This window comes from Vibrio iocasae, from assembly GCF_042245395.1.
Classification (GTDB): Bacteria; Pseudomonadota; Gammaproteobacteria; order Enterobacterales; family Vibrionaceae; genus Vibrio; species Vibrio iocasae.
Window position 1 is genome coordinate 159,279 of the sequence record NZ_CP145310.1, and the last position, 23,769, is coordinate 183,047.

At 42.2% G+C, this 23,769-nt stretch carries 25 protein-coding genes; 14 read left to right on the plus strand and 11 right to left on the minus strand.

Annotated features, from left to right (window positions below; translation table 11 throughout):
* Positions 1–216: 216 nt before the first annotated feature.
* On the minus strand, positions 217–768 hold the full coding sequence (locus SNR28_RS00680; RefSeq protein ID WP_375749096.1) for a nuclear transport factor 2 family protein: 552 nt from the start codon (positions 766–768) through the stop codon (positions 217–219).
* Between the two features lie 218 nt (positions 769–986).
* On the opposite strand from SNR28_RS00680, the gene SNR28_RS00685 reads away from it, so the two are divergent.
* Complete coding sequence (locus SNR28_RS00685) at positions 987–1,892, plus strand: helix-turn-helix domain-containing protein (RefSeq protein WP_375749097.1); 906 nt, start codon at positions 987–989, stop codon at positions 1,890–1,892.
* Between the two features lie 21 nt (positions 1,893–1,913).
* Here the strand turns inward: SNR28_RS00685 and SNR28_RS00690 are convergent, their stop codons facing one another.
* The 3 genes from SNR28_RS00690 to SNR28_RS00700 all read right to left on the minus strand — a co-directional run bounded on the left by SNR28_RS00690 (position 1,914) and on the right by SNR28_RS00700 (position 4,050).
* Positions 1,914–2,261 (minus strand): helix-turn-helix domain-containing protein, encoded by a 348-nt coding sequence (locus SNR28_RS00690; RefSeq protein WP_375749098.1) that lies wholly within the window; start codon positions 2,259–2,261, stop codon positions 1,914–1,916.
* A 163-nt stretch (positions 2,262–2,424) separates the two neighbouring features.
* The gene (locus SNR28_RS00695) at positions 2,425–3,024 is read right to left on the minus strand and encodes a short chain dehydrogenase (RefSeq protein ID WP_375749099.1); all 600 of its coding nucleotides are present in this window, start codon (positions 3,022–3,024) and stop codon (positions 2,425–2,427) included.
* Positions 3,025–3,153: 129 nt separating this feature from the next.
* The gene (locus tag SNR28_RS00700; RefSeq protein WP_375749100.1) at positions 3,154–4,050 is read right to left on the minus strand and encodes a LysR family transcriptional regulator; all 897 of its coding nucleotides are present in this window, start codon (positions 4,048–4,050) and stop codon (positions 3,154–3,156) included.
* A 266-nt stretch (positions 4,051–4,316) separates the two neighbouring features.
* Between SNR28_RS00700 and SNR28_RS00705 the strand changes: the two genes are divergently transcribed.
* The 4 genes from SNR28_RS00705 to SNR28_RS00720 all read left to right on the plus strand — a co-directional run bounded on the left by SNR28_RS00705 (position 4,317) and on the right by SNR28_RS00720 (position 8,517).
* Complete coding sequence (locus SNR28_RS00705) at positions 4,317–4,685, plus strand: hypothetical protein (protein WP_375749101.1); 369 nt, start codon at positions 4,317–4,319, stop codon at positions 4,683–4,685.
* Between the two features lie 170 nt (positions 4,686–4,855).
* Positions 4,856–5,653 (plus strand): substrate-binding periplasmic protein, encoded by a 798-nt coding sequence (locus SNR28_RS00710; protein WP_375749102.1) that lies wholly within the window; start codon positions 4,856–4,858, stop codon positions 5,651–5,653.
* A gap of 305 nt (positions 5,654–5,958) precedes the next feature.
* Positions 5,959–7,563 carry a BCCT family transporter gene (locus SNR28_RS00715; protein WP_375749103.1) on the plus strand — a complete coding sequence of 535 codons (1,605 nt, stop codon included), beginning with the start codon at positions 5,959–5,961 and terminating at the stop codon, positions 7,561–7,563.
* Between the two features lie 258 nt (positions 7,564–7,821).
* A complete protein-coding gene (locus SNR28_RS00720) occupies positions 7,822–8,517 on the plus strand; it encodes a VC0807 family protein (RefSeq protein WP_375749104.1) in 696 nt (231 codons plus the stop codon).
* Between the two features lie 89 nt (positions 8,518–8,606).
* Here SNR28_RS00720 and SNR28_RS00725 read toward each other — a convergent pair whose 3' ends face one another.
* Positions 8,607–9,761 carry an amino acid permease gene (locus tag SNR28_RS00725; protein WP_375749105.1) on the minus strand — a complete coding sequence of 385 codons (1,155 nt, stop codon included), beginning with the start codon at positions 9,759–9,761 and terminating at the stop codon, positions 8,607–8,609.
* 385 nt (positions 9,762–10,146) lie between these two features.
* On the minus strand, positions 10,147–11,064 hold the full coding sequence (locus SNR28_RS00730) for a LysR family transcriptional regulator (RefSeq protein ID WP_375749106.1): 918 nt from the start codon (positions 11,062–11,064) through the stop codon (positions 10,147–10,149).
* 114 nt (positions 11,065–11,178) lie between these two features.
* Between SNR28_RS00730 and SNR28_RS00735 the strand changes: the two genes are divergently transcribed.
* Positions 11,179–11,478 carry a putative quinol monooxygenase gene (locus SNR28_RS00735; RefSeq protein WP_375749107.1) on the plus strand — a complete coding sequence of 100 codons (300 nt, stop codon included), beginning with the start codon at positions 11,179–11,181 and terminating at the stop codon, positions 11,476–11,478.
* A 4-nt stretch (positions 11,479–11,482) separates the two neighbouring features.
* Positions 11,483–11,986 carry a hypothetical protein gene (locus SNR28_RS00740; RefSeq protein WP_375749108.1) on the plus strand — a complete coding sequence of 168 codons (504 nt, stop codon included), beginning with the start codon at positions 11,483–11,485 and terminating at the stop codon, positions 11,984–11,986.
* A 59-nt stretch (positions 11,987–12,045) separates the two neighbouring features.
* Here SNR28_RS00740 and SNR28_RS00745 read toward each other — a convergent pair whose 3' ends face one another.
* Positions 12,046–12,843 (minus strand): hypothetical protein, encoded by a 798-nt coding sequence (locus SNR28_RS00745; protein WP_375749109.1) that lies wholly within the window; start codon positions 12,841–12,843, stop codon positions 12,046–12,048.
* A gap of 315 nt (positions 12,844–13,158) precedes the next feature.
* Between SNR28_RS00745 and SNR28_RS00750 the strand changes: the two genes are divergently transcribed.
* Entirely contained in the window at positions 13,159–14,358 is a 1,200-nt protein-coding gene (locus SNR28_RS00750; RefSeq protein ID WP_375749110.1) for an MFS transporter, read from the plus strand.
* Positions 14,333–15,298 carry an HTH-type transcriptional regulator YidZ gene (gene yidZ, locus SNR28_RS00755; protein ID WP_375749111.1) on the plus strand — a complete coding sequence of 322 codons (966 nt, stop codon included), beginning with the start codon at positions 14,333–14,335 and terminating at the stop codon, positions 15,296–15,298. The genes SNR28_RS00750 and yidZ overlap by 26 nt, the downstream gene beginning before the upstream one ends.
* On the opposite strand, the gene SNR28_RS00760 is transcribed toward yidZ, so the two are convergent.
* The gene (locus SNR28_RS00760; protein ID WP_375749112.1) at positions 15,295–15,642 is read right to left on the minus strand and encodes a helix-turn-helix domain-containing protein; all 348 of its coding nucleotides are present in this window, start codon (positions 15,640–15,642) and stop codon (positions 15,295–15,297) included. The genes yidZ and SNR28_RS00760 overlap by 4 nt on opposite strands.
* A 229-nt stretch (positions 15,643–15,871) precedes the next feature.
* On the opposite strand from SNR28_RS00760, the gene SNR28_RS00765 reads away from it, so the two are divergent.
* Positions 15,872–16,189, plus strand: a complete 318-nt coding sequence (locus tag SNR28_RS00765; protein ID WP_375749113.1) for a DMT family transporter — start codon at positions 15,872–15,874, stop codon at positions 16,187–16,189.
* 117 nt (positions 16,190–16,306) lie between these two features.
* Here SNR28_RS00765 and SNR28_RS00770 read toward each other — a convergent pair whose 3' ends face one another.
* Both SNR28_RS00770 and SNR28_RS00775 read right to left on the minus strand, forming a co-directional pair.
* Positions 16,307–18,604 (minus strand): putative bifunctional diguanylate cyclase/phosphodiesterase, encoded by a 2,298-nt coding sequence (locus SNR28_RS00770; RefSeq protein WP_375749114.1) that lies wholly within the window; start codon positions 18,602–18,604, stop codon positions 16,307–16,309.
* A 205-nt stretch (positions 18,605–18,809) separates the two neighbouring features.
* Entirely contained in the window at positions 18,810–19,682 is an 873-nt protein-coding gene (locus SNR28_RS00775) for a helix-turn-helix domain-containing protein (RefSeq protein WP_375749115.1), read from the minus strand.
* Between the two features lie 186 nt (positions 19,683–19,868).
* Here SNR28_RS00775 and SNR28_RS00780 point away from each other — a divergent pair, with 186 nt between their 5' ends.
* The gene (locus SNR28_RS00780; RefSeq protein ID WP_375749116.1) at positions 19,869–20,780 is read left to right on the plus strand and encodes a DMT family transporter; all 912 of its coding nucleotides are present in this window, start codon (positions 19,869–19,871) and stop codon (positions 20,778–20,780) included.
* Positions 20,781–20,809: 29 nt separating this feature from the next.
* On the opposite strand, the gene SNR28_RS00785 is transcribed toward SNR28_RS00780, so the two are convergent.
* Complete coding sequence (locus SNR28_RS00785; RefSeq protein WP_375749117.1) at positions 20,810–21,514, minus strand: class I SAM-dependent methyltransferase; 705 nt, start codon at positions 21,512–21,514, stop codon at positions 20,810–20,812.
* A gap of 169 nt (positions 21,515–21,683) precedes the next feature.
* On the opposite strand from SNR28_RS00785, the gene SNR28_RS00790 reads away from it, so the two are divergent.
* From SNR28_RS00790 to SNR28_RS00800, 3 genes are all read left to right on the plus strand, one after another.
* Positions 21,684–22,580 carry a LysR family transcriptional regulator gene (locus SNR28_RS00790; RefSeq protein WP_375749118.1) on the plus strand — a complete coding sequence of 299 codons (897 nt, stop codon included), beginning with the start codon at positions 21,684–21,686 and terminating at the stop codon, positions 22,578–22,580.
* Between the two features lie 148 nt (positions 22,581–22,728).
* Positions 22,729–23,073, plus strand: a complete 345-nt coding sequence (locus SNR28_RS00795) for a DUF3316 domain-containing protein (protein WP_375749119.1) — start codon at positions 22,729–22,731, stop codon at positions 23,071–23,073.
* A gap of 192 nt (positions 23,074–23,265) precedes the next feature.
* The gene (locus SNR28_RS00800) at positions 23,266–23,424 is read left to right on the plus strand and encodes a hypothetical protein (RefSeq protein ID WP_375749120.1); all 159 of its coding nucleotides are present in this window, start codon (positions 23,266–23,268) and stop codon (positions 23,422–23,424) included.
* Positions 23,425–23,769 lie beyond the last annotated feature (345 nt).

The window sequence follows — 23,769 nt, forward strand, 5'->3', positions numbered from 1 at the left end:
GTTTTGAGTACCCATAAATAGGTACTAATTAGCTTTTAAAATATGATATTAAGCAGTTGGAAGGTATTTTTCTTTTCTATATTAATATAATACTTAATGGGTATTATATTTTGTTGTTGTCTATTGTGAGAATAAATTTTACTTATTGAGTAAAGTAGAATGCTTTATAAGCAAATAAGCCCCGTTTCCGGGGCTCATGAAATTAGAGTGGGGGAGTTACTTGTAGCTTACCAGCAGGTCATTACGTGCTTTTAGGTTTTCTACTGCGTTTTTAGGTGCTTCGCCAAGAACATCACGGCTACCTTTCTCATCTCCACCATTCACTTTTACGGATGTGATTTCCCAGTTGTCATGAGCGCGAACCAATGTGAAGTCATAGCTGCCGGATACTTTCCAATAGCCTTCTGCACCAACCCAGTGGCTGGCTGTAAAATCAACGCTGGCATCCGCTTTGTCACCGTTTACGTCAACCTTCAAGTTGCTTAACTCATGGTAAGTTGTGTCGAAACCAGGCAGGAATCCAGCCCATTGCCCCATTAGAACTTCTCTTTTTACTGTCGCTGGCTCACCACCAAATAACGAGGTGTAGTCAACAACCAACTCTGGAGCAAACAAGCGACCCAGATGTTCAAACGCAGCCTGGTCAGCAAGTGCCGCATAGCTGTTTATGTTGCTACGAATTTGTGCTTCGTCGCGGGTTAGTTCTTTAGCATTTACGGTCATGGATAGTACTCCGAGAAATAATACGAACAGGCTTTTAATTTTCATCTTAAAGTGTCCTTTTTGTCTGGTTGGGTGATCAGTGGTCTAATCATTTATTTGGCTTGGGTATAGAATAATTAGGAAGGTTTTTATTTGATTGAAGATTGCTGCTCGGATTTTTGTACTTTATTGCAACAAGGTGTTGCCTTGAGCTTGTTGACACATTCAGCTAGAGTCTGCTCGGGAGCGGCCCATTTTTACCGGAGATATTAAGGGATTAAGTGATGAAGTCAGATCTTAAGTATTACGACTTTAACTCGAATGAACCATCGGATTGTGGACAGGTTCTGGACATAGAGCTATCAGCCAGAGACCTGGACTGGCAAGGCGTCATCATTGAGAAGGGAGCGTCTCCTCACTTCTATCCGCAAAATGTGTACACCCCATATTTCTATTTCGCTCTCGCACTGGACAAGGACTTGAACTGGAGTGCTGAAAAAGATGGCAGTCTGACCTCACTTAAGACTAATCCGGGAAACATTTGGATAAATCCGCCTAAAACGCCATTTACTCACGATATTTCAGAGCCGTGTTACTTCGTTATTCTCGCTATTGAAGAGCAGAAGTTTCTGGCGAACTGCCCTTTAAACCTGAAAGGTAAAGATCTCCAGTTTTTGAACAACTACAACGTGTTGGATGAGTCAATAAAAGGCATCGTTGAGTTATTTCTGTTAGAGGCGAAGACGAAAGGCCGAAATGGTAAACCTTATCTGAAAAATCTGATTTCTCTGCTCGCAACAACGTATATTCAAAATTACTCAAACTATATTGATCTGCAGAATGAACAGGTAACGTCATCGAAGTTTGATCAAGGGCAGGTGGATAAAGTAGACAAATACATTAGTGAAAACATCGGCCAACAGATTACAGTCGATGATCTGGCAGACCTTCTAAGATGCAGTAAGTTTTACTTCCTGAGAGAATTCAAAAAGCTTATTGGCATGACACCGTATCAATACCTGATGAACAAACGCTTGGATCAGGCAAAAGAATTACTGGCGTCTGAGAATATCAATATTGCTTCAGTAGGACATGATCTGGGCTTTAACGATCAGTCTCACTTTACCCGTGCATTTAAAAATCAGTTTGGTATGACGCCGGGGCAGTTTGTTAAGCAGGCTAAAGGTTAACATAGCCTGCTTACGTCTTGATTACTGCACGATGTGAGCGTACTCGATGATCACCTGATTACCTTCAATATAGGCGTTTTGAATGGCGCCATCGACGTCAACGGTCGTTTTCAGATAGACCACTTTAGCCGTTTCTTCCGGAGCAACCTTCAGGGATGGAATTACCAACGCAGGTTCTACATGCATTATCCGGCACAGGCGCTCAATAAAGGTGATATTAAGAGGGACAGCACCGCGCAGGTAGTTGGAGAATTCCAATTGGGTTAAACCGAGTTTCTTCACGATCTCCATCTGGGTTAGTCTCATTTTTGCCTTCTGAGACATCCAGACACCATTGAGCGCAGCTCTGTCCTCTTCTGTAAAGTTCATTGTATATATCCATGCAAATTAATTCGTATGTAATCTAGTTTGCAATGTTTAGGTTAGTGTCAGAGCAGAGTAAAGAATGCGGGGAACGGAAGGGAACTTACGTTATCTGGCTGACTTGTTATCCAAGTCAGCCATGATATGTATAAAGTTGATAACTTTAAAACTACATTTTTGCTGCGATAACAACATCACCAGAAGTGCTTTCTTCCATCAGGTCGATATAGTACTGAGCCACTTCTTTAGCAGGCATACCTGGTTCTGGATCCATGCCCATAGCGACCATGGTTTCAGATACCCAGCCTGGAGATACAGCGTTGATACGAATGCGATCAATTTCAGTTACTGACGCTTTGATTGCCGCTTCTACGGCTGCGTTTACAGTTGTTACTACACCGCTACCAGCGAATGGGTATTGCGCTAATACGCCAGAAGTCAGAATAATCGCACCACCATCGTTGACATACTGTTCGCCAAAACGAATGGTGTTGATTTGACCCATCATCTTGTTTTTTATGCCAAATTCCCACTCTGAATCTGGTGCTTCATGCCAGTTAACAATGCGTGCTACACCTGCTGTACATAGAATTGCGTCTACTTTTCCTACTTTAGCAAATAGCGCTTTTAGTGACTCAGGATCTGAAAGATCGACAGGGTTCTCCGGGTGATTCAAAGAAGAACCAATGACTTCTGCTTTACCTTCCAGAAGTTCTGTTAGTGCATTACCAATTAGACCAGTTGAGCCAAGAATAAGTACCTTTTTCATGTTTTTTCTCCGTGGGTTTCGAGTTGGGTACATTATTCCGATTTGAATTCATTCCGTGTAGAAGGGTAAAGGTTGATTTACCTTTAACTTCAGGTTGAAAGTGCAGAGTGAAGATTTGCTACATTGGTATCAATCCGCATCCTTAAGCTGGTCGACGATAAAGTCGATAAACAGTCTGATACGCTTGGGTAGATTCTCCCGGGAAGAGTAATAAATCCAGACAGGTTTCGGTGAAATCCATGAAGATTCAAGAACTGGCACAACATCCCCTTGTTCCAGTTCTTCTTTTATGTGCCATTTCCCCATGTAAGCTAGGCCAAGGCCTTGCTCCATTGCAATTTTCGCGGCACTAATATTAGAGATGTTCAGGTTACCCTTTGGTATAAACTGAATATGTTCCCCTTTGCTGTCCATCAAAGGCCAGAAAAACTTTCGTCCGGAAGAGAGTGGACGATAAGCGATACAGTTGTGCTCTGCCAACTCATCAATGGTCTTGGGTAGGCCGACGGTTTCCTTATACGCTTTGCTGGCAAACAGGCCGCCCTGCATGTTGTATAGCGTCCTGGCAACTAATCGGCTGTCTTCATTTATCTGGTTTCCGACACCGATATCAAAGCCTTCTTCAATGATATCTAGTACCTGATCATCAAACACAAGATCCAGTTCGATATCTGGGTATAGGCGTAGAAATTCAGGAATATGAGGCATGATAAATTCACGACCAAAACTATCGGGAAGGTTGACTCTTATCTTTCCTGCTGGGCTTTTGTTCTGCTCAGTCAAGCCATCAATGCTGTTCTCTATCTCCGAGATAAGGGGAAAAACCTGCTGATAGAGTGTCGAACCATCTTCAGTCAGAGAGAATTGACGTGTGTTCCTGTGGAACAGTCTTACACCTGTCTGTTTTTCCAGCGCAGCGACGCCTTTACTCACCGCAGCGGCTGAAATCCCAAGCTTTCTACCGGCTGCTGAAAAGCTGCCTTCCTGAGCGGCTACTATAAACAATGGAAGCTGTGATGGAACCATACTGACCTCGCGGTAATAAAATGTACCTTTTGATTTTAACTTATAGTTACAACTTCTATTAGTAACCTTTAGTTATTGCTGCTTTAACCATTACCCATCTAATAGTTATAACTGACTGATCTGAAAATCATTCCTGTACCTGCTTTGGGCTAGTGAAGCAATAAAGTACCAAAAGTCGGGCAGTATTCTTCAATCTCCTAATCGAATCCCCCTCTATCCTATATCTAACTTTAGTGATAGGAACTATTTGTGAGAGGAACCAGAAGATGAAGTACAGCTTACTACCTTTGCTTTTGTTGGCAGGCTCAGCCGTAGCTCAACCGTTACCAACAGCGATTGATTGCTATCAGAACAGTACTCAGTCGAGAGATATTGATGCCTACATGGCATGTTTTACTGAAGATGCGGTAATGGTGGATGTTTCCCGAACTTTTAAAGGTAAAGAGGCGATCAGAAGGTGGGCGTTGAATGAAGTGATTCCATCAGGTGATTCTTTTTCTCACAAAGAGATTCTGGATTCTGCACCTGACTATGCTAAGACACTCGTTAAGTGGAGTGCCTGGCGAGCCCATTATTACTACTGGTGGAATGACGAAGGAAAGATCACCAAAATGTCTCTCCAGTATGCGGATTAACCGGGTAGCTCATCCAGCGGCCATGTTTTTCATGTAATCACTCAATTTGCCATACTTGCTTTTCCTTTGAAGCAACTGCCGGACCCACTAGGTTCGGCATTTTTTGTTCTTAATAATCTTATGCTATGTTTTAAAGAGGCGAGTGTTTTGAAGGTGGTTGGAGAGCGAAAATGAGAAAGTGCTATTTGGGATTAATATCTCTGTCCCTGAGCTTCGCCTTGTTTGCCTCTGAAGGGTATAGTGACGAAATAAGGTTTATCACCGAGCCTACAACCAGCATGGATACATCCGGGCGGTCATTCAGTAATGAATCTGAACTGACGCGCGAGTTGATACAGCGCCTGAACCAAACAAATGATATTGAAGTTTACCCATGGAAAAGGGCTTACTCAATAATGCTCACCGAGCCCAATGTTGCTCTATTTCCAACGACCAGAACCGAAGCCAGAGAAAATGAAGCAAAATGGGTTGGTCCTCTTCTTAAAGTCAACTGGGTGCTGTTTGCTCACAAGGATTCCGATATAAAACTGGACAACCTCGAAGATGCGATGAAGGTTGACCAAATATGTGGGTACCTTGGGGATGCAAAATTTACTTATCTAGAAAAGAAGGGGTTTAAGAATCTGGTTGCTCGTTACCGAAGTTTTGATTGTATTGAGCTACTTGCTCGTCATCGGGTTGATTTGTGGGTGAGCAGTACTAATGCGCTTTTATGGAACATAGAAGCAGATAAAGACTACCTTTCAGAGATAAAAATCGTCTATATGATTGATACCAAGTATCTTTACTATGCCTTGTCAAAAGATACTCCAGATGAAACGGTGAGCCTGTTGCAAGAGACACTCAATCAGATGAAAAAAGAAGGGGCTTTCTACAAGTATTACAAGGAAGACTTTTCTGAAGAGAGAATACGTGAGTTCAGCAAAATAGAGGAACCAGTATTTCCCTGGTTAAATAACACCAAATAGTCGATTTGAAATGGTCGATTTTTCTGCAAAAAATACCTAGAAGTGGGTAAATCAGCTTAGTCATTCTTTGATTTCTATTTGTATGAAAATACCTATGTAAATCAGCCTATTGAATGAAAATTCATCAATTCTTAACTTTTATGGTAGAATACGCGGCTTCGCGGTTTGCTTGTAGCCAAAAATCATTCTTAACGGAACCGGTTTTTAGTCGTATAGAAATATGACCAGAGCTCGCTAATCAACGATTAATTAATATGGAGATGCTTTTTCTATTCGTTAATTCGAATACGTTAAAATCATAATTTATGAGTTTTAAATCAAAAAAATACAGTATTGATTCTACAGACTACCAGGTTGGTCAGGATAACGTAACTAAATGGGGCATGGACGTCCACAACACAGTTTTCATCGCTTCTGTTGGCCTTTCACTTCTTTTCATCGCGACACTTCTTACACTCGCTCCGGCAGATGCCAAAGCCGCCATTGATTCAGTTAAAGCAGCGGTTTTATCCAATTTTGATTTCCTCTTTATGTGGGGAGCAAACCTTTTACTACTATTTGCAGTTGTTATTGCCTTATCACCTTTGGGCAAAATCCGATTAGGAGGCGATAACGCGACTACCGATTACTCAACCATGTCATGGATTGCCATGCTGTTTGCTGCTGGCATGGGTATCGGTCTGATTTTCTGGGGTGTTGCCGAGCCAACGGCATTCTTTACTAACTGGTATGGCACACCGCTAAATGCGGAAGCATATACACCTGAAGGTCGCGAAGTGGCTCTGGGCGCAACGGTTTTCCACTGGGGTCTTCACGCCTGGGCTATTTACGGCATGGCTGCACTATGTTTAGCATACTTTGTTTATAACAAAGGTCTGCCGCTTTCGATGCGCTCAGTGTTCTATCCACTACTCGGTGATAAAGTCTGGGGCAAAATTGGTGACGTCATTGATGTGATGACGGTACTGGTAACGCTTTTCGGTCTTGCAACATCACTTGGCTTAGGCGGTTCTCAGGCTGCCAGTGGTATCAGCCATGTGTTTGGATTCGAAAACAGCCTTTACCTTCAGCAAGCAATCATCCTGCTGATTATGGGACTTGCTATTCTTTCTGTTATTCGCGGCATGGACGGAGGCGTGAAGCTTCTGAGTAACCTGAACATGGTGATTGCATTCGTATTCCTAGGGTTTATTGCCGTGCTTAACTTCACTACGGTACTTGATTCTTTGACTACAGCTGTCGTTGGATACGTTAAGAACATTGTTCCACTAAGCCAGACTTCTGGTCGTGAAGATACAACCTGGCTCCATGGCTGGACTGTATTCTACTGGGCATGGTGGGTAGCGTATGCACCATTCTTTGGTATGTTCGTGGCACGAATCTCTAAAGGACGTACGGTACGTGAGTTCCTGGTATGTGTCATGATTATCCCGACACTTGTCACTACGGCGTGGATGTCCGTCTTCGGCGGTGTGGCTATCGAGCAGATCATCGACAAGGTTGGATTACTAGGCCTTGAGCAGGGCATCACAGATGTTTCTCTGAGCTTGTTCTATATGCTGGACGCATACTCTCTAGGGAGCGTTCTTTCAGTTATTGCTGTTGCACTGATCATCGTGTTCTTCGTAACGACTCTGGATTCAGGCTCTATTGTTATCGATAGCATGACTGCTGGTGGTAAGTTAGAAGTACCGCTAAAGCAGAAAGTAGTTTGGGCCGTTATCTCTGGTGTTATCGCTATGGTGATGCTGTGGATTGGTGGTACTCAGTCAATTCAGGCTCTGCAATCCATCACGATTATCGCTGCACTGCCATTTACCCTGATTCTGCTATTGGGTTGTGTTAGCCTGGTGAAAGGTCTGTTGACGGAAATTGATCAAAACAATGCTCCAGTTCAGCTGATGGACTAGAACAAATAAGTTTGCTTGTTAGTGATTAATGCAAGCGACTAAATATTACGGCCCTCAAACGTTGGACTCCAATTTTTGAGGGTTTTTTACATTTACAGTCTCCAATTTGAAATGTTTCGCCTAAACAGAGGGTTACTTGCCATCAAGCCTTAATTGAGTAACAAGTTGTTACACCCGCTACGATCGTAGGGCTTTACATTTGCTGCAATCACAGGAACAATTCGGCCATATTTAAAATACAGTATGGTCTTCTTAAACATGAACAACTCTGTATCTAAAAAGAACAATCCTCTTTTTGAGGTCGTTTTCAATGTCGTTCTGCCTTCAATGATTTTGATGAAACTGAGTGGGGAAGAACAACTAGGAACGGTTGTTGCCCTTATCGTGGCACTTGCTTTCCCGGCAGGCTATGGTGCGCTAGAACTGATCCGCAATAAAAAGTTTAACTTTATCGCAGCACTAGGATTTGTCAGTGTTCTACTGACTGGTGGTATTGGTTTACTGGAGCTGGATACCCGCTGGTTGGCGCTTAAAGAAGCTTTGATTCCAGGATTAATTGGTGTTGGTGTACTTGTCTCAACCTTTACTAAGTATCCGGTGGTTAAAAAAATCTTCTTTAACGAAACTGTGCTAAACATCCCTCTAATAAAGCAACGCCTGGAGCACTCTGGAAATCAGGCTGTGTACGAACGTTCTTTGACAAACGCGAGCTACCTGTTTGCGAGTACGTTTTTCTTCTCTTCAGCGATGAACTATTTCTTAGCTACCTGGATGGTGACGAGTCCAGCAGGCAGTGTGGCATTCAATGAAGAACTGGGTAAGCTGACCCTGTATAGCTATCCTATGATTGCCGTTCCAAGTATGCTGATGATGATGGGTATTTTTTATTACCTGTGGCGTCAGATAACGACAAGCACCGGTTTGACGACCGCAGAGATCTTCCACGCGAAGTAACCCTGTCAAAGTCAAATGACCTTATGTGAACAAAGCCAGTCATCTATGATGACTGGCTTTGTTTTGTTTAGCGGTGATAAGTATCGCGTTTAAATAATTTGAGAAACTAACAAGAACAGACCAAACCCAAACGCAAATGTCATCATAAAGCGGCCACCTTCAGTGGTATATCGCTCTGCGTGAGTACCGTTATTTCGTAGTTTTTGCACCATGGCCAACGGGATAAACACGGCAAGAAATACCAATATGATTCCAGCATATGCGAGGATAGACAAGAACTGGTCGGCTGCCAGTATTGCGCCTGCTAACGGCAGTACAAAGGTGATGATGTAAGTCACGACCCGATTCTGATTGAAGGTATCACTGTTTTGATTGAACAAAGACATAGCAACGCCAAAAAAGCTTGTTAGCAGTGCTAACCCAGAAAACAGAGTGAGTATAGAACCCACCAAAGGAGCATCATGTTCAAACTTCGCCATTAGCTCAGAGACACTAGAAAACTCTTTGAGCTCTTCTGGTGGTAGGTTGCCAAGCACAGCAAACAACCAACACAAGTAACAAAACAGTGGCACCAGAGAGCCTATAACCACCATATTTCTAAGCTGTTTGTCATTGGCTTCGTGGTTGTACGAGACAAGGCTAGGGATAACAACCATAAAACCAAAGCTAGTGAAAAGAACCGCACTTGTTTTAATAAGGCCCAGATGATCATGGCTGCTTACTTGTATGAGGTTTTCCGAGGAAAACTGAGGTAGCAGAAGTATCAAGGTAGCGAACAGGCTCGCTATCATCACAAAGAATAGAACCCGATTAAGCTTGTCAATCAGACCTGTTCCCAGCGCGACTATGACACCTGCGGTGAGTGTGAAGACTACCTGGCTCTGGGTGAAGCTCATCGAAACACCGATCGATGACAGGCTGCTGGAGAGTATGTCTGCGGCTCCAAGAATATAGGCCATTAGCAAGCAAATAAGCAGAGCGTAAAGCAATCCGTTGGTAATTAGCTGGCCGGGTTTGCCTAGTGTCTGACGAGCGATAGAGTTTAAACCTAATCCGCCTCCAGATTTAATGGTAGCTTCAAGTAATAGTAAAGCTGAGTAGGTGGTGCCGAACCAGATAAACACCATTAGTAGTGTGCCGTAAAGCAAACCGAATTGAGCGAGCACCATAGGTATGGCAAGCATGCCAGCACCAAGAGCTGTACCAGATATAATTAGGGCGCTGCCCAGAAGTTTTGAATTCATTTTCTGTAAACCGTTTAAATTGTTTTATTTTTTAAATGTTGAGCGCATGGCGCGCAGAAGTATTGGATAGCGGAGTATCAATACGAAAAATAAAATCGAGAAAATGAATAAGGCGATGAAAAAAGATCGCTAAATCGAGAGAGTGAGTATGAAGAGAAGTAAGATAAAGGTGCACTTTTTACTGAATGAGGTGATCCTTCAGTAGGCTCTATTATCGGTGTAGTTATTTTGAAAATCATGGATATGTCCTATAAAAGACAGTCCTTTGGAATAACGAATAGCAGTTCCTGCGCTAAGCTATCTCAGAACAGAGATAGCTACATCTTAAATGCTGAGAAGATGATTGCAATGGGGTAAATGTTGACTGGTTGAGTTTCCACCAATGCTATCTGAAATCTGACAAAGCACATCCCTGTAATTCTTTTTTTAGCTCTTCGATAACAAGTCGGGCAATTTTAGATAACTCTCTATTTGGGTAGACCGCGTAAATTGCCTCGTCATCAGGAAACTTTAAATCTGGCAACAATTGAACGAGCTCTCCAGTTCTTAATTTTTCTGCAGCCATAAAGTTCGTTGGCAAAAAATAACGATTGCCATTGGCCACACATTGGTTGAGTTGTTCTGCATCATTTATGCAGATATTAGCGTTGATATCGAATGACCTCAGCTCACCAGACTCATCAAAATAGTTGAAGGCTTTGTTGGTGTGTCCTTTTCGGCCATAAACGATAGCCGGAAGGTTTTTTAAGTCATCAAGGCTCTTTGACATACCATGTTTGCTTACAAACTCTGGGCTTGCTGCCAAAAGCAATCTCACATCGAGCAGTTTATGGCCGATGAGATCAACACTACGCGGCTTCCATACCCGAATAGCCATATCAAACCGATCTTTGATGATGTCCACCTGATAATCGTTCAGCTCTAACTCTATGTTGATATCCGGGTATTGGTCGCAAAGCCTTTCGACGATAGGAAAGAGAAATTTTCGACCAATATAGACTGCACTGGTAATGCGCAATGTGCCATTTAAGCTGTCAGACTGATCTTCAGCAATCGTCGAGACATTCTTTACAAGCTCATTGATTTGTCGGGCGTTGTCATAAACCAGCTTTCCAGATTCCGTCAAGGCTATTGCTCTGGTCGAACGATTTAATAAGGAAGTATTAAGCTCAGATTCGAGTTTTTTTATCTGCCGGGTAATGTAAGAAACATTGGTTTCTCGGATATCTGCAGCTCCGGTAAAACTGCCCTGATCGACAACATCCGCAAACACCTGCAGTAACTTAGGGTCAATCTTCTTCATAAATGACACATCACTATTGCCAAAAAAGATAATTTCATTGTGTCATTTATTGCATTTTTCGGAAAGAAAAAGTTTTTTAAGATGAGAGCATCAAAAAGTAAATGAGGAAGAATCATGATTGTTGTAACGGTAGCGGGAAAGGTAAAACCAGAGTTTAAACAAACATTCCTGGACCACATGGCTGAACTGGCACCTGTTGTTCGTGCAGAAGCTGGCTGCATTACTTATCAGCAAAATATCACCGCTGAGGATGAGAATACTCTGTTCCTGTACGAAGAGTGGGAATCTGTGGAGCATTTACAGGTGCATCTGGAGAGCGAGCATATGGCAAAGCATTTCGAGCAGGCACGCCCTTGGTTTGATTGGGTCGATATGAAAACCTTTGAGTCTGGCGAATTTAAGCTAGGAGAGTAGAGTGATGGAAAATTATACTCCTACACTGGAATATCAGGCTCTGATGGAAGCTTTTCGCTCACGCAAGTTCACCAAAAATGATATCAAAAGCTTTGTTTACAAAGTGTTCTCAATGTACGAGAGAGCAACTTGTGAAAACGTTCATCTGGATGCAGAAGCTTTCCATGAACTTGTTGCTGAAGATGTACATGTGGACTTTCCTGACTACAAGGTTCGCTCTAGAGAAGAGTTTAAAGAGTGGCACCGTTGGATTCATTCTCTACTGAACTCAGATGACCACGAGATAGAAAGCGTCAATGTTGAATATCTTGCCAATGGTAAGTATCAGGCACAGTTTTTTGTCCGCTGGCGCGGAGATTTCAGAGATGGTCGCTATACGGATCTGAGAGTAGAGCAGCTTTGGGTCATGCGTGAAGAAGAAGGTAAGTCTCTACCCGTTATTGAACGCTACGTTGTAGGGTTGGCTAACCCTATTCCTGCGAATACTGCGGGAGAAGTCGAGGACTAAGTTGCTTTAAGTACCAGAAGAGGCTGGGGATACAGGCCTCTTCTGGTATTTAGGCATGATTAAAAGTAGTAAGAAACACCGAGTTCGAACTTGTGGTCGTTATCTTTGTCTGCCCACTTAGGGTTCTTAATTTCCATATCTGTACGAGTGTATGTGTGTGAAGCTTCTACCCACCACTTACCATCTGCTGAGATTGGCTGGCCGTAGCCAGTTTTCACTTTAAATACATCAACGTCGGTTTTGCTGCCTTTGGCGCCATCTAGCTCAGGAGTACCATTAATATGCATGTACTGTGGCTGGAATACTACGTACTGGCCTGCTTCACCTACTGCAAGAGAACCAAATAGGTTTAACTGATAACCAGATACATCCATTTTGCCTTTAGCTTCCCCATCTTTGCCTTCCGCTTTACCTGTTACATAGGCAAGGTTAGGGAAAATAGATAGTGCTTCCCATGGAGTCGTTACTTTTGCGATTGCACCAAGAGCTACGATATCAGTGCCTAGGCCGTTAGATTTTTCCCAGCCTTTCATGTAGTCAACAGAGAAACCAGCCTGAGGCATGCCAGCCAGGCCTGTGTCTAGTACCTGGAAGTAGCGTAGGCGAGAGTTTTGGTCTTTCTTGCCTTCAACATTGTTTTTAGTTGCTGAGCCGTGCTCAACAAGACCAATGAAATTGTTACCTTCTGAGTAAGCACCAGCAAGGCCTACCATACCTTTTACAGTGCCGTCGTTGTCTACGGTACCGAATGCAAATGAGTTAACTTGCGTAAGGTCACTTGGGTTTGGAGCATTGTCTTCTGCAATAGCAGGGGATGTGATCGCAGCCATTGCGAGAGCTAGTACGACTTTTTTCATTTTCAATTACCTTAGAGAAAATAGGGGCCTGGTATACCTGGCCTCGAATATTAGTGTGTTGATTTATTGCTAAGCATTATGTTCGTAAATGGAATTGCTGTTGTGAATTTAATGTCAAATATGATCTATTAATCTATCTAAAGTTTCATTGATGAGTTTGTTTGGGGCGATTTTGTTCTTTTTTGGGCTTGTGAAATGTGCCATTGAGAGTGAGTGCGATGTCGCCAGCGGAAAAAACTGTTGTCGTAACTCTCACTCGATAGCTGAGCGAATGCATTTTAGTATCCTCCTAAACTTGATGGAGGATACGACCCGATGCTTAGATTTTTGATATGCAGCTTTGCTCTGGTGTTGCTATACCCGACTGCGATTGATCTTTACCTTGTAGGATTACCCCAAATCGCAGCTGATCTAAATGCAACCGAATCACAACTTCATATTGCCTTCTCTGTTTATCTAGCGGGTATGACAGCAACCATGCTGTTTGTTGGAAGGTTGTCAGACTCGATTGGCAGAAAGCCTTTTGCTATAGGTGGAGCGGTTGTTTTTGTCTTCGCTTCTCTTCTTGGGGGAGGTGCTGAAAATATAACCTTGTTCCTGACAGCAAGATTTGCTCAGGGAGTTGGGGCTGGTTCATGTTATGTGGTTGCATTCGCGATTCTACGGGATGTTTTAGATGATAAACGTCGCAGTAAAGTGCTCTCTGCAATTAATGGGGTTACCTGTATCGTACCAGTACTTGCACCTGTGCTGGGTCACCTGATAATGCTTAAGTTTCCTTGGCCCAGCCTGTTTAGCACAATGGCGGGAATGGGGGTGGTTATCTGCTTGTTATCCCTCATCGTTCTCAAAGAAACCAAACCTCAGACTGAGCAGGTTGAGAGCGTAGCAAGCCGAGGAGATGAAACAAGAAAAGAGTCTTTATTGGACAACTTCTTTGTTAGCCGCCTGGTTATTACGTCCTTAGGTGTCACCATCATACTTGCCTATGTCAACGTATCTCCGATGCTGATTATGGGCACACTAGGGCTTGATCGTGAGGGTTATTCGTCAGTGATGGCGGCAACGGCAATGGTGAGTATGATTGTCTCGTTTTCCTCTCCATTCGCGCTCTCTGTATTTAAAGAAAGAACATTGATGCTGACCTCTCAGTTTCTGTTTGCGCTCTCGGCTATTGGCTTAAGTGTTTCTGAGGTATGGTGCCTTGGGAGTGAGTTCTATTTCACCTCATTTGGGCTGTTGTGCTCTGGTTTTTCTCTTGGATTTGGAGTAACCATGGCTCAGGCACTCAGCCCATTTTCTCAAAGGGCAGGGATGGCGAGCTCTTTGCTTGGTGTCAGTCAGGTATGTTGTTCTGCTCTGTATATTTGGTTGATGGGAATGCTGGGGTTTGATGCATTGACGATATTGGTTCAAATTCTGGTGATAGGTAGCATAGTCAGCTTCGCTCTTATACTATTGATATCTGGTCCGCTTCCTGGAATCCAAAATGAAGAAGTCAATTACTCTTCTTGATATGAACCTGCTTATTACACTGCAACTTATCATGCAGGAGAGAAGTGTCTCTAAAGCTGCGAAGAAGCTAAATGTGACCCCTTCTACCGTAAGCAAGTCACTCAATAAACTGCGAGACTGGTTTGATGATCCTCTTTTTGTAAAAACGCCAAAGGGATTGATTCCTACCCCTGTTGTACTGAGCATGGAGCAGGAGTTGGCGGATTGGTTGCAACTTAGCCGACAAATTCTGGATAAAAGAAGCGATGAAGCGGCCAGAGGCATGCAGTTTAATCTAATGATTGAGTCGCCTTTGCTGCTTGTTATGCTTAATGAACTGCTTCCCTTAGTTCACCAAAGGTACCCAGACGCTAAAGTAATCACTAAAAACTGGGATCATGACTCAATCGACGCGATCATACGAGGCGAAGCGGATATTGGTTTCACCGGGCGTGAAAGCCATCCTCAGTCGAAAGAGTCGCTCGACTTGCTTCCTTACTTTGTTGATTTTGAAATTCTTTTTTCTGATCTTCCAAGGGTGTATTTGAGAAAAGACCACCCTGTTTTTCAGGAGGAGTGGAATCTGGATAACTTCCTTAAGTATTCTCACATAGGTGTTTTTTGGGAGAATAGTGAGAGTTGGGCACTCGATGATGTGCTAACAGAATTGAGTAGAGAAAGAAGCATCGCTCTAACGGTCTCTAGCTTTGAGCAATCGCTTTTTATGGCTGCTCAGCCTAATCACACCATGCTGACAACGGCTCCTCAATACTGTGAACATTACATTTCCAAGATTCATCCGAATCTGGTCAGCTTGCCGATTCCAGTAGAAAAAACGTATCAGGATAAGCTATTGATTCCATTTACGATGATCTGGCATAAACGCAATGCTCACAACGCTAAAACCCTATGGCTTAAGGAGACCATAAAGTCACTCTATAGTGGTTTAGATAAGGGTTAGTCAACTATATGAGCATATTCAATGACGACTTGATTTCCTTCGATGTAGGCGTTTTGAATAGCTCCGTCTACATTCACACTTGTTCTTAAATACACGACTTTTGATGATTCATCTGGTGATGACTGCAGGGAAGGTACGATCATTTTCGGCTCGACATTCATCACACGACATAGACGTTCAACAAAAGCCATATTTAATGGAATGGCACCACGCATGTAGTTAGAAAACTCTAGTTGTGTCAGTCCTAGCTTTTTCACTATTTCCATCTGAGTCAGCCTCATTTTGGCTTTGTGAGACATCCAGGCTGTGTTCAGCGCTTCTCTATCGGATTCTGTAAAATTCATGGGTTAATTTCCATCAAAACAATTACTTAATAATCTAAAGGTTGATGCAATGGTGATTGTCAGAACAGAGCAAAACTCCCTTACTCCCATTTTTTCGTTATTGAATCACCAGTATTTATATACCTATCTATTTCAATTGTTATTTTAAATTTTCTCTATTAACGATTGGTTTCACTCGAAACGAGGTGATATTGCAATATATACCCATACCAACGAGAGGAGAAAAGAGATGGGTTATCTAGCAATCGCAATAGTTTCAGAAGTTCTGGCAACAACATTACTACCACTAACTAATGGTTTTACTAAGGTTATGCCTTCAATTGGCTGTGCTGCTGGATATGCTGGAGCTTTCTACTTTCTTTCTCTGGCAACTGCTGGTGGTATGTCGAGTGCAACGGCTTACGCAATATGGTGTGGTGCAGGCATCGCTTTGATTGCTTTAGTTCAAGTGTTGCTTGGAAATATCCCAAATGCTCACACAATCATCGGCGTACTGTTAATCATCGGTGGTGTAACAATGATCAATATGGGGGGAGGTGCTCACTAATCTCCAATCATCAATAGGAGAGTTGAATTCATTTATCTGCTGTTTTTTAAATTGTAATCATGCCCTTATTGCTAAAATTTTAGCCGGCTGCCAGAGTTCATTGCCTGGCAGCTTTTTTTATTTGCAAACGAGCTCTTTCTCTTTGACAAAATCCTCGAATGTTTCAACTGGTAACGGCTTACTGTATAAGTGCCCCTGATACAGCATACATCCTTCATTTGCTAGATAGAGCTTTTGTGCTTCTGTTTCCACACCTTCCGCTAATGTGTTGAGATCTAGAGCTTCAGACATTGAAATAATGGTTTTAACAATGGATTGGTCGTTTTTGTCAGTAACCAGATCATCGACAAACGACTTATCAATTTTCAACTGACTCAGAGGCAGTCTTTTTAGGTACTTAAGAGAAGAGTATCCGGTACCGAAATCGTCCAAAGAAAAGTGCACCCCTAGATCTCGGAGCTGATTCATTCGTTCAATAGTCAGCTCCATTTCATCGACAAGCATGGTTTCTGTTAACTCAATTCGAAGTTTTCCTGGTTCTATGTGGTATTGCTCGATCAACTGGCTAACCAACAATACAAAGTTGGATTCTCGAAATTGTTTGTAGCTAACATTGACGGAAATAGAGAGGTGTCGCATCTCAGGTGTTTTTTGCCACCTTTTTAGCTGTCTGCACGCATTGATGAGTACCCATTCTCCAATAGCCAGAATCAGTCCTGTTTTTTCAGCGATAGGAATAAATCTGTAAGGAGAAATGAAACCTTTTTCTGGATGTTTCCATCGTATAAGTGCTTCGGCTGCGACGGTTTTTCCATGCTGGTTAATTTGAGGTTGGTAATAAAGCTCAAACTGAAACTTTTTAATAGCAGAGCGAAGTTCGTTCTCAAGGATAAACTGAGCAGTTATCTCTTCCTGCATTTTAGGATTGAAAAAGCAGGCAGAGTTTTTACCTGAGTTTTTTGCTTCATACATGGCAATATCGGCTTGCTTTAATAGCTCAGAACCAGAATGTGAAGCATCATTAAACAATACTATTCCAATACTTACGCTATTGGTGTATCTGTGCTCCTTAAGCTGATAAGTCGCAGAGAGTGTTTCCAGCAACTTGTCAGTGATTTCTTCAACTTGATTCGCTGCTGTTAATTCAGATTCCGATAAGTCCGGCATTAGTACAACAAACTCATCTCCTCCAAATCGAGCGAGCGTATCACGAGGACGAATATGCCGTTTGATTCGAAGGGCTGCTTCGCTAAGCAATGCGTCACCATACTCGTGGCCATGGGTATCATTGATGGTTTTAAAATCGTCAATATCTAAGAAAAGTAATGCGTGGTAGTTATGGTTTTTAGGACTATTGGCAAGAACTTGTCCAAGGCTTTGAAACAAGTAAGGACGATTTGGTAACCCCGTTAATGAGTCTGAATGGGCAAGTTGAAGTAGCTCTTTTTGTCGTTGTTTTTCATTTAACGAGATAGAGCTTGTCAGTAAAAATAATACAATGTTGTAGACAACAAAGATGATTAAACTTAAATAAAATGAATCTTTAAATTGCTCAGTAACATACTGCTTGTCCATCCTCGATATAAACCAGAAATCTAAGTATGGGTCGTAATGTGCAACTATTTGATAAGCCTTTCCTGAACCAAATTTGTTAAACTCAAATACACTACTATTCGTCGTTTTATCCATGTTTAGGTTTAAAGCAGCGAAGTAGTTGTTGTTTACAGGTTTCCTATACTCAAGGTCTCCTTCGTTTGAGACAAATACCGGAAACTTATCACCGCGGATAATTTCTACCTGATGAAACGGCTTATTGTTTGTATGTCCTTCAAAGATGGGAGTATTGTCGAGTCTAATCCCTGCTGTCATTACTGCAACCGCTCTTGGTGCATCATGTGGAATATATATGGCTTTACGAATTGGCATTGCCAGGGATTTTTCTTCCAAAGCATTAATAATATAAGTTGGACCAGTATGTATGGTTCGGCTCTCTCTGGCTTCAATAAAAGAGTCCCTAGTTTGTTTTAACTGCATTAAGTTTGGAACTTTATCCAAGTTAAAGTTCGAACTCGCCACCAGTGCTTTGCCATCATAAGCGGCTAGACCTAATCCCAGATAAGCAGGGTAAGTCTGCATGGTGTTATCCAAAACAGGATCGTGGATTGGCTTTTCAGGAAGACCGTGCAAAAGAATAAGGTGCAACCCCAGAACATCGAGTAGTGATTCCTGAGATTCCAAATAAGCTTTAACTGAGTTTCCAAATAGTTCAACGTGTGTCTGTTGTTCGTTGACTACCGTTTCTCGGCTTAACGTCCAGTTATAGTATGTTATTCCAGAAAAGAGCACTAACGAGGTGGTAAATACAGTGAAGAATATCGTCCATACATTTTTTCTTGCAACTTTATTCTTGTTCATGGAAATTAATACAGCCAATGATTGGTTGGGGTTATGAATTGATACTAATCATAACAATGTATTATGCAACGATCATTAAAGTATTTATTAAAAACCGCTAGAATAATAGGGCTTTAACACTAATAAGAAATAAGTAATGCAGTAGTGTATCGGTCAATGATTTCGCTTTTTACCTTTCATTAAACTCGGGAATACTATTTAGTGTCTAATTTCGATATTGTCGTCGATATTGTGAAGGTGTTATTCCGACTCTTTTCTTAAACTGCAAAGAAAGGTGTTGCTGAGAAGAAAAGCCACAAGATAATGCAACTTCAGCCAGTGGTTTTGAAGAGAACTGCAACTGTTGTTTTACCATCTCAATACGCTGATTCAGTACATATTGATGAGGTGTACATCCAAAACTGGTTTTAAACATTCGCGCAAAATGGAACTCGCTTAAGTTTGCCAGTGCCGATAGATCGTTCAGTGAAAATGGCGTCGATAAGTTAGCTGCAATAAAGTCTGTTACTTTTCGTTTATTTGCTGCAGAAAGCCCGCCTGAAACTAAAGCTTTTGCTGGCGAGTTGTGACAATACTGACGCATTAAATGCAGTAAGAGAAGCTGCTGTGAGTGTGACATCATCAGCTTGTCTGTCGGGCTTTCCCAGTCCAACTTTAACATGGTTTCGCGAATCAACTGGCTGACAAAAGGATCATCGACAAAAGTATGTTCTGCCAGTTCAATATGGCGGCCTTCTTTATCAAACACTTGCTCGGAGAAGGTTTGCAGGTGAGATTGTTCAAAGTAAAGATGAAAGAAATGAAAGGGTGCTGAAAAAGTCCAGTTTGAACGATGGTCCTGAGGCATCAGACAAAGCTTGTCCACTCCACCAGATTGGTTGCCAGAGCGCATGACTCGTTGCGTATTCTCGCCACCTTCAAGATAGAAACTAAGCGTGTGATGGCCGGGTTTGTCATAACTCGCACTGCCATGACTATTGCTCCAGACAGCAGAACCCATGCCGTTGTCCAGCCAAATATCCTTATGTAGCGAAGCTGTGTTGTTGGTCAACACATCAAATACAGCCTTCTTTTTCAACCTTTGAACACTCCTTTGTTCTGTTGTTTACTCCTCAATCAATATACTGGTTTTCACGTCAGTTTGAATATTCGAAGAAATAAATGCGCAAGAATGTATAAAAATAGCAGGAATATGAACGAAGCCCTAATTCACAGCGGATAAAGTTGCGAGTATCGATTCAGCCGCCTAAAGGGACTAAGAATAATGAATGGCATTTTATACGCATCAACGGTTTTTATATGGGGCTCAACATGGTTAGCTATTGCTTACCAACTTGGAGATACACCAGTTGTGGTTTCTGTAGCCTGGCGATTCGGCTTGGCATCACTTGCTTTGTTAGCGATTTTAAAACTCAGAAATGCATTACCAAAGCTGTCTCTTGAGAATCACAAATTTTCAGCATTGCTGGCTTTATGCCTGTTTTCCAATAATTTTATCTGTTTCTATTACGCGACAGAGTATCTACCAAGTGGCTTAAATGCAGTGGTATTTTCTCTTGCTCCTATCCTCAATGCATTGAACCTATGGTTGCTGGAGAGACAGCGACCTACAGGTGTATTCATGCAAGGTGCATTAATGGGCTTCACTGGGGTCGTTCTTTTGTTTGCATCCCAGTTTATGAGTGCAGAGATGGATTGGGGAGTGATTCAGGGATTATTACTTAGCTTGCTTGGCACCTACTTTTTCTCTATGGGTAATATGGTCTCTGCACGCGGACAGAAAAAAGGAATGCCACTATTGCCGACCACTGCATGGGCAATGGGATATGGTGCTATCTATCTGATTATCATCGCATTAGTGATGGAGCTGCCACTTGGTGTGACAATGACACCAACTTACTTGTCCGCTTTAGTCTACTTAGCCATTATTGGTTCTGTTGTTGGGTTCAATACTTATTTGGCGCTAGTTGGTCGAATTGGCGCCGCAAAAGCCGCTTACTGTACAGTGTTATTCCCATTGGTGGCTCTTTCGCTGTCGACCATTTTTGAAGGGTATGAGTGGACCTGGTTATCAGCGTTGGGGGTTGTTTTGGTGCTGGTGGGGAACTTGAGAGTGTTTGGTATGCCAGAACCTGTTAAGCGTTTCTATCGAGCGCGCAGGGTGCCGCAGCTTTAACTCTGTGCTGCGGCTATAATCCAAAGATGTTATGAGGCTGGTTTTTCACATCGAACAAACAAAAAATTCGGATTGGTTCTTAGGCGGTTATAGGTTGATTCACACATCTCTTTTACCTGTTCATCAACCTTACCTTCATTGATTGTAGAGATAACCAAGCCAGAAGACGTGACAGCCTCACATAGTTCAGTGAGTGAGCGACGATAAAAGCTCACTTTTACTGGCTTGCCTATGGTGTTCCATTCGTCGTCAACTCGTTCACATTCAAAGTAATTTCCACTGGTAGAGTACTCGAAATCGACAAAAGGGTGATGGGTTGAAAAAACCATGTACCCTCCCGGTTTCAGAACCCGGAAGATGTCCTTAAACACCGGCTTTAGATCCTTGATGTAATGCAATACAAGCGGACAGATAATGACATCGGCACTGTTGTCTGATTCAACGGGCAAACCTTCAGAAATATCCTGCACATAAGCATGTACTTTTTCGCCATGGTTTTCTTTTACCAACGCAACCATTTCGGGAGAACGATCCAGACAAGTTACTTTTTTGGCTGCATTTCGAGTAAACCAATCCGCGTAAATGCCTGAACCGCAACCCATATCAAGTACATCTTTGTTCTTAACATCATCCAGAAGAGCAATCGTCGAAGGGCGTTCCAGATGGGCATTGTAAATATTGCCTTTAACGGCTTCGCCATAGTTAGAAGCGTATTTCGTGTACATCTCAGACATAGATAACCTCCCATCAAAAGAAGGGGGATGATAACAGCAGAGAAACACTCAAACTACGATATATAAGTCAATTCTATGTAAGTTATTCTAGATATGTTTATTGCAAATTTGAGATAATAGTTGAGTCAGTGCTTTGCACTTTGAGGAAAACTGAGAATCAGAGGTTGTGATGAAAAGAGTATTCGATGATTTGAATGTGTTTTGTGCTGTTGTTGAAAAAGGAAGCATGAAGCAAGCTTCGGAAGCATTGGGTATTCCACATAGTACTGTCAGCAGAAGGATTGATGCACTGGAAAGTGCTCTCGGATTACACCTTCTTCATAGAACCACAAGGGAAGTCAAAGTCACCCACAGGGGAGAAGAGTTATACCGTGATTGTTCGCCACTGCTTGAGTCTCTTGGAAATTCAGTCGAGCTGGCGATAGACAGCGAAGTGACTTTTAAAGGAGTGCTTTCCGTTTCTATGCCTGTGAGAGCGGGTATGGACTTTCTTGGTAACTGGTTAATTGATTTTGCATCAGAACACGAAGAACTGAAGCTGGAGTTATCTTTATCCAACGTCAACCTTAATCTGGTTCAGGAGAATATTGATCTGGCATTTCGTGTAGGGCCGTTAGTCGACTCTTCTGCAATTGCATTGCGTTTATGGGATATTCCATATTCAATTTGTGCCACTGAGGCTTTTTTAACCTCACACGGAATTTCAAGAAAAGACCTAACACTGGAGCAGTTAGAGCAACTTCCAAGTGTTATAGCGATGCCTGCAAAATCATGGACTTTCGTTAGAGAAGATCGAACAGAGTTGTTAGTTAAACCCAACGCACAACTAGTAGTAGACGACCTGAGTCTTGCGCTCCACGCTGTGAAGGGGGGACATTTTATGGGAATGATTCCCGATGAAATGATAGTGGATTCCGACGTTATAAAACTGCCTGTTGAAGGCCTTACTCCGAGAACCCGAACAATGTTCGCCTACTACCTTGGTAAAAGGCATACCATTAGTCAGATCAGACATATTGTGGAGTATATTAAGGAGAGAAATATCAATAAGAACATTTTAGATTGATGACAATTCATCAACAATGAATGGACAATAAAGGTGATTATGATCACAAAAAATAGTGGCATTATTCTTCCCATCGAGTGACGGTTCAAATGAGCAAAAACAAATTCACTCACTATTAAAAATAATGAATTTTATAAAGGGTAGTCTAATGAAAAAAGTAATCACCTTCGCAGCAGCAGCGCTTCTTACTTCTTCAGTATTTGCAGGTACACATACAGCGCATAGCAGCACTCATTTCAGCACGGATTCTTTTGCAAGTAAGGCAGAAGCGTATGACGCAGGTTTTGGTCTGGTTGATCAAATTAGCGACATGAACGAATCACAACTGCGTAATAAATTAACCTTTGTTGGTGGAAGCGGTGTTCGCAACATTAAAGTTGGTGACACTGAAGTAACTATCGAGGAATTTGCCGAAACCCGTGGTCAAATTGCTTACCGCGCGATAGTTAATGTTGATTACAGCTACACAGCACACGAGTCTAATAACGACTAAGAAGTCGCAGCTTCTATAAAACACTGCAATTCCTTGCCCGGATGAAAACAAGCCCGCGAAGTTCGCGGGCTTGTTTCGTTTATACGCTTCTCAGTTTTCAGTCTAAAAACAGCGGCAGAAATCTGGTTTGCAGCTCAGTTGAATCCTGAATAAGACGAACCATCACCCCAGTTTGGAAACAAAGAATGCTCGATGCTTATCCAGTTGTTGCCGCAGATAGAGTTGGTAAGTGATGAGGGGATCTATCTGGTGTGCCCGACTAAGTCCAAAACTAAAGCAACAGAAATAATTCTAGAAGAGTTAAAAAAGGGGATTAGCGAAGATTTTGCTCAAAAGAGAGTAAAAAAATAAAAAGAGAACTGGTTAGTTTTAAGCCATCTGATGAGGGTTTTGCACAATCTGGTAGGATCTGTTAGTTAATGTCATAGAGTTCATAAAATTCAGGGGTTTCTTAGCTTTAGAAAGATCCTGATCACATCTTAGATTCTATCAACCCTATTCGTTTCACCCTGAAATGTGCTCTGAGTATTTTTCGATTCAAAATAAGTAACATATTAACTAAATGTCAATATGACTTATCTCCTAAGTAAAACGCTTACAAAGCCAAATTTCACCTTTAAATCAGTGTTTAATGTCGATGTTATTTTTACTAGCAGAATAACATGTTGGCGTATACAATCTCGCTGCGCAAAATTA

Excerpts from the sequence above, each read along its gene's own strand:
- SNR28_RS00680 (WP_375749096.1), bottom strand. The coding sequence starts at position 768 with ATGAAAATTAAAAGCCTGTTCGTATTATTTCTCGGAGTACTATCCATG.
- SNR28_RS00685 (WP_375749097.1), top strand. The coding sequence starts at position 987 with ATGAAGTCAGATCTTAAGTATTACGACTTTAACTCGAATGAACCATCG.
- SNR28_RS00690 (WP_375749098.1), bottom strand. The coding sequence starts at position 2,261 with ATGAACTTTACAGAAGAGGACAGAGCTGCGCTCAATGGTGTCTGGATG.
- SNR28_RS00695 (WP_375749099.1), bottom strand. The coding sequence starts at position 3,024 with ATGAAAAAGGTACTTATTCTTGGCTCAACTGGTCTAATTGGTAATGCA.
- SNR28_RS00700 (WP_375749100.1), bottom strand. The coding sequence starts at position 4,050 with ATGGTTCCATCACAGCTTCCATTGTTTATAGTAGCCGCTCAGGAAGGC.
- SNR28_RS00705 (WP_375749101.1), top strand. The coding sequence starts at position 4,317 with ATGAAGTACAGCTTACTACCTTTGCTTTTGTTGGCAGGCTCAGCCGTA.
- SNR28_RS00710 (WP_375749102.1), top strand. The coding sequence starts at position 4,856 with ATGAGAAAGTGCTATTTGGGATTAATATCTCTGTCCCTGAGCTTCGCC.
- SNR28_RS00715 (WP_375749103.1), top strand. The coding sequence starts at position 5,959 with ATGAGTTTTAAATCAAAAAAATACAGTATTGATTCTACAGACTACCAG.
- SNR28_RS00720 (WP_375749104.1), top strand. The coding sequence starts at position 7,822 with ATGAACAACTCTGTATCTAAAAAGAACAATCCTCTTTTTGAGGTCGTT.
- SNR28_RS00725 (WP_375749105.1), bottom strand. The coding sequence starts at position 9,761 with ATGAATTCAAAACTTCTGGGCAGCGCCCTAATTATATCTGGTACAGCT.
- SNR28_RS00730 (WP_375749106.1), bottom strand. The coding sequence starts at position 11,064 with ATGAAGAAGATTGACCCTAAGTTACTGCAGGTGTTTGCGGATGTTGTC.
- SNR28_RS00735 (WP_375749107.1), top strand. The coding sequence starts at position 11,179 with ATGATTGTTGTAACGGTAGCGGGAAAGGTAAAACCAGAGTTTAAACAA.
- SNR28_RS00740 (WP_375749108.1), top strand. The coding sequence starts at position 11,483 with ATGGAAAATTATACTCCTACACTGGAATATCAGGCTCTGATGGAAGCT.
- SNR28_RS00745 (WP_375749109.1), bottom strand. The coding sequence starts at position 12,843 with ATGAAAAAAGTCGTACTAGCTCTCGCAATGGCTGCGATCACATCCCCT.
- SNR28_RS00750 (WP_375749110.1), top strand. The coding sequence starts at position 13,159 with ATGCTTAGATTTTTGATATGCAGCTTTGCTCTGGTGTTGCTATACCCG.
- yidZ (WP_375749111.1), top strand. The coding sequence starts at position 14,333 with ATGAAGAAGTCAATTACTCTTCTTGATATGAACCTGCTTATTACACTG.
- SNR28_RS00760 (WP_375749112.1), bottom strand. The coding sequence starts at position 15,642 with ATGAATTTTACAGAATCCGATAGAGAAGCGCTGAACACAGCCTGGATG.
- SNR28_RS00765 (WP_375749113.1), top strand. The coding sequence starts at position 15,872 with ATGGGTTATCTAGCAATCGCAATAGTTTCAGAAGTTCTGGCAACAACA.
- SNR28_RS00770 (WP_375749114.1), bottom strand. The coding sequence starts at position 18,604 with ATGAACAAGAATAAAGTTGCAAGAAAAAATGTATGGACGATATTCTTC.
- SNR28_RS00780 (WP_375749116.1), top strand. The coding sequence starts at position 19,869 with ATGAATGGCATTTTATACGCATCAACGGTTTTTATATGGGGCTCAACA.
- SNR28_RS00785 (WP_375749117.1), bottom strand. The coding sequence starts at position 21,514 with ATGTCTGAGATGTACACGAAATACGCTTCTAACTATGGCGAAGCCGTT.
- SNR28_RS00790 (WP_375749118.1), top strand. The coding sequence starts at position 21,684 with ATGAAAAGAGTATTCGATGATTTGAATGTGTTTTGTGCTGTTGTTGAA.
- SNR28_RS00795 (WP_375749119.1), top strand. The coding sequence starts at position 22,729 with ATGAAAAAAGTAATCACCTTCGCAGCAGCAGCGCTTCTTACTTCTTCA.
- SNR28_RS00800 (WP_375749120.1), top strand. The coding sequence starts at position 23,266 with ATGCTTATCCAGTTGTTGCCGCAGATAGAGTTGGTAAGTGATGAGGGG.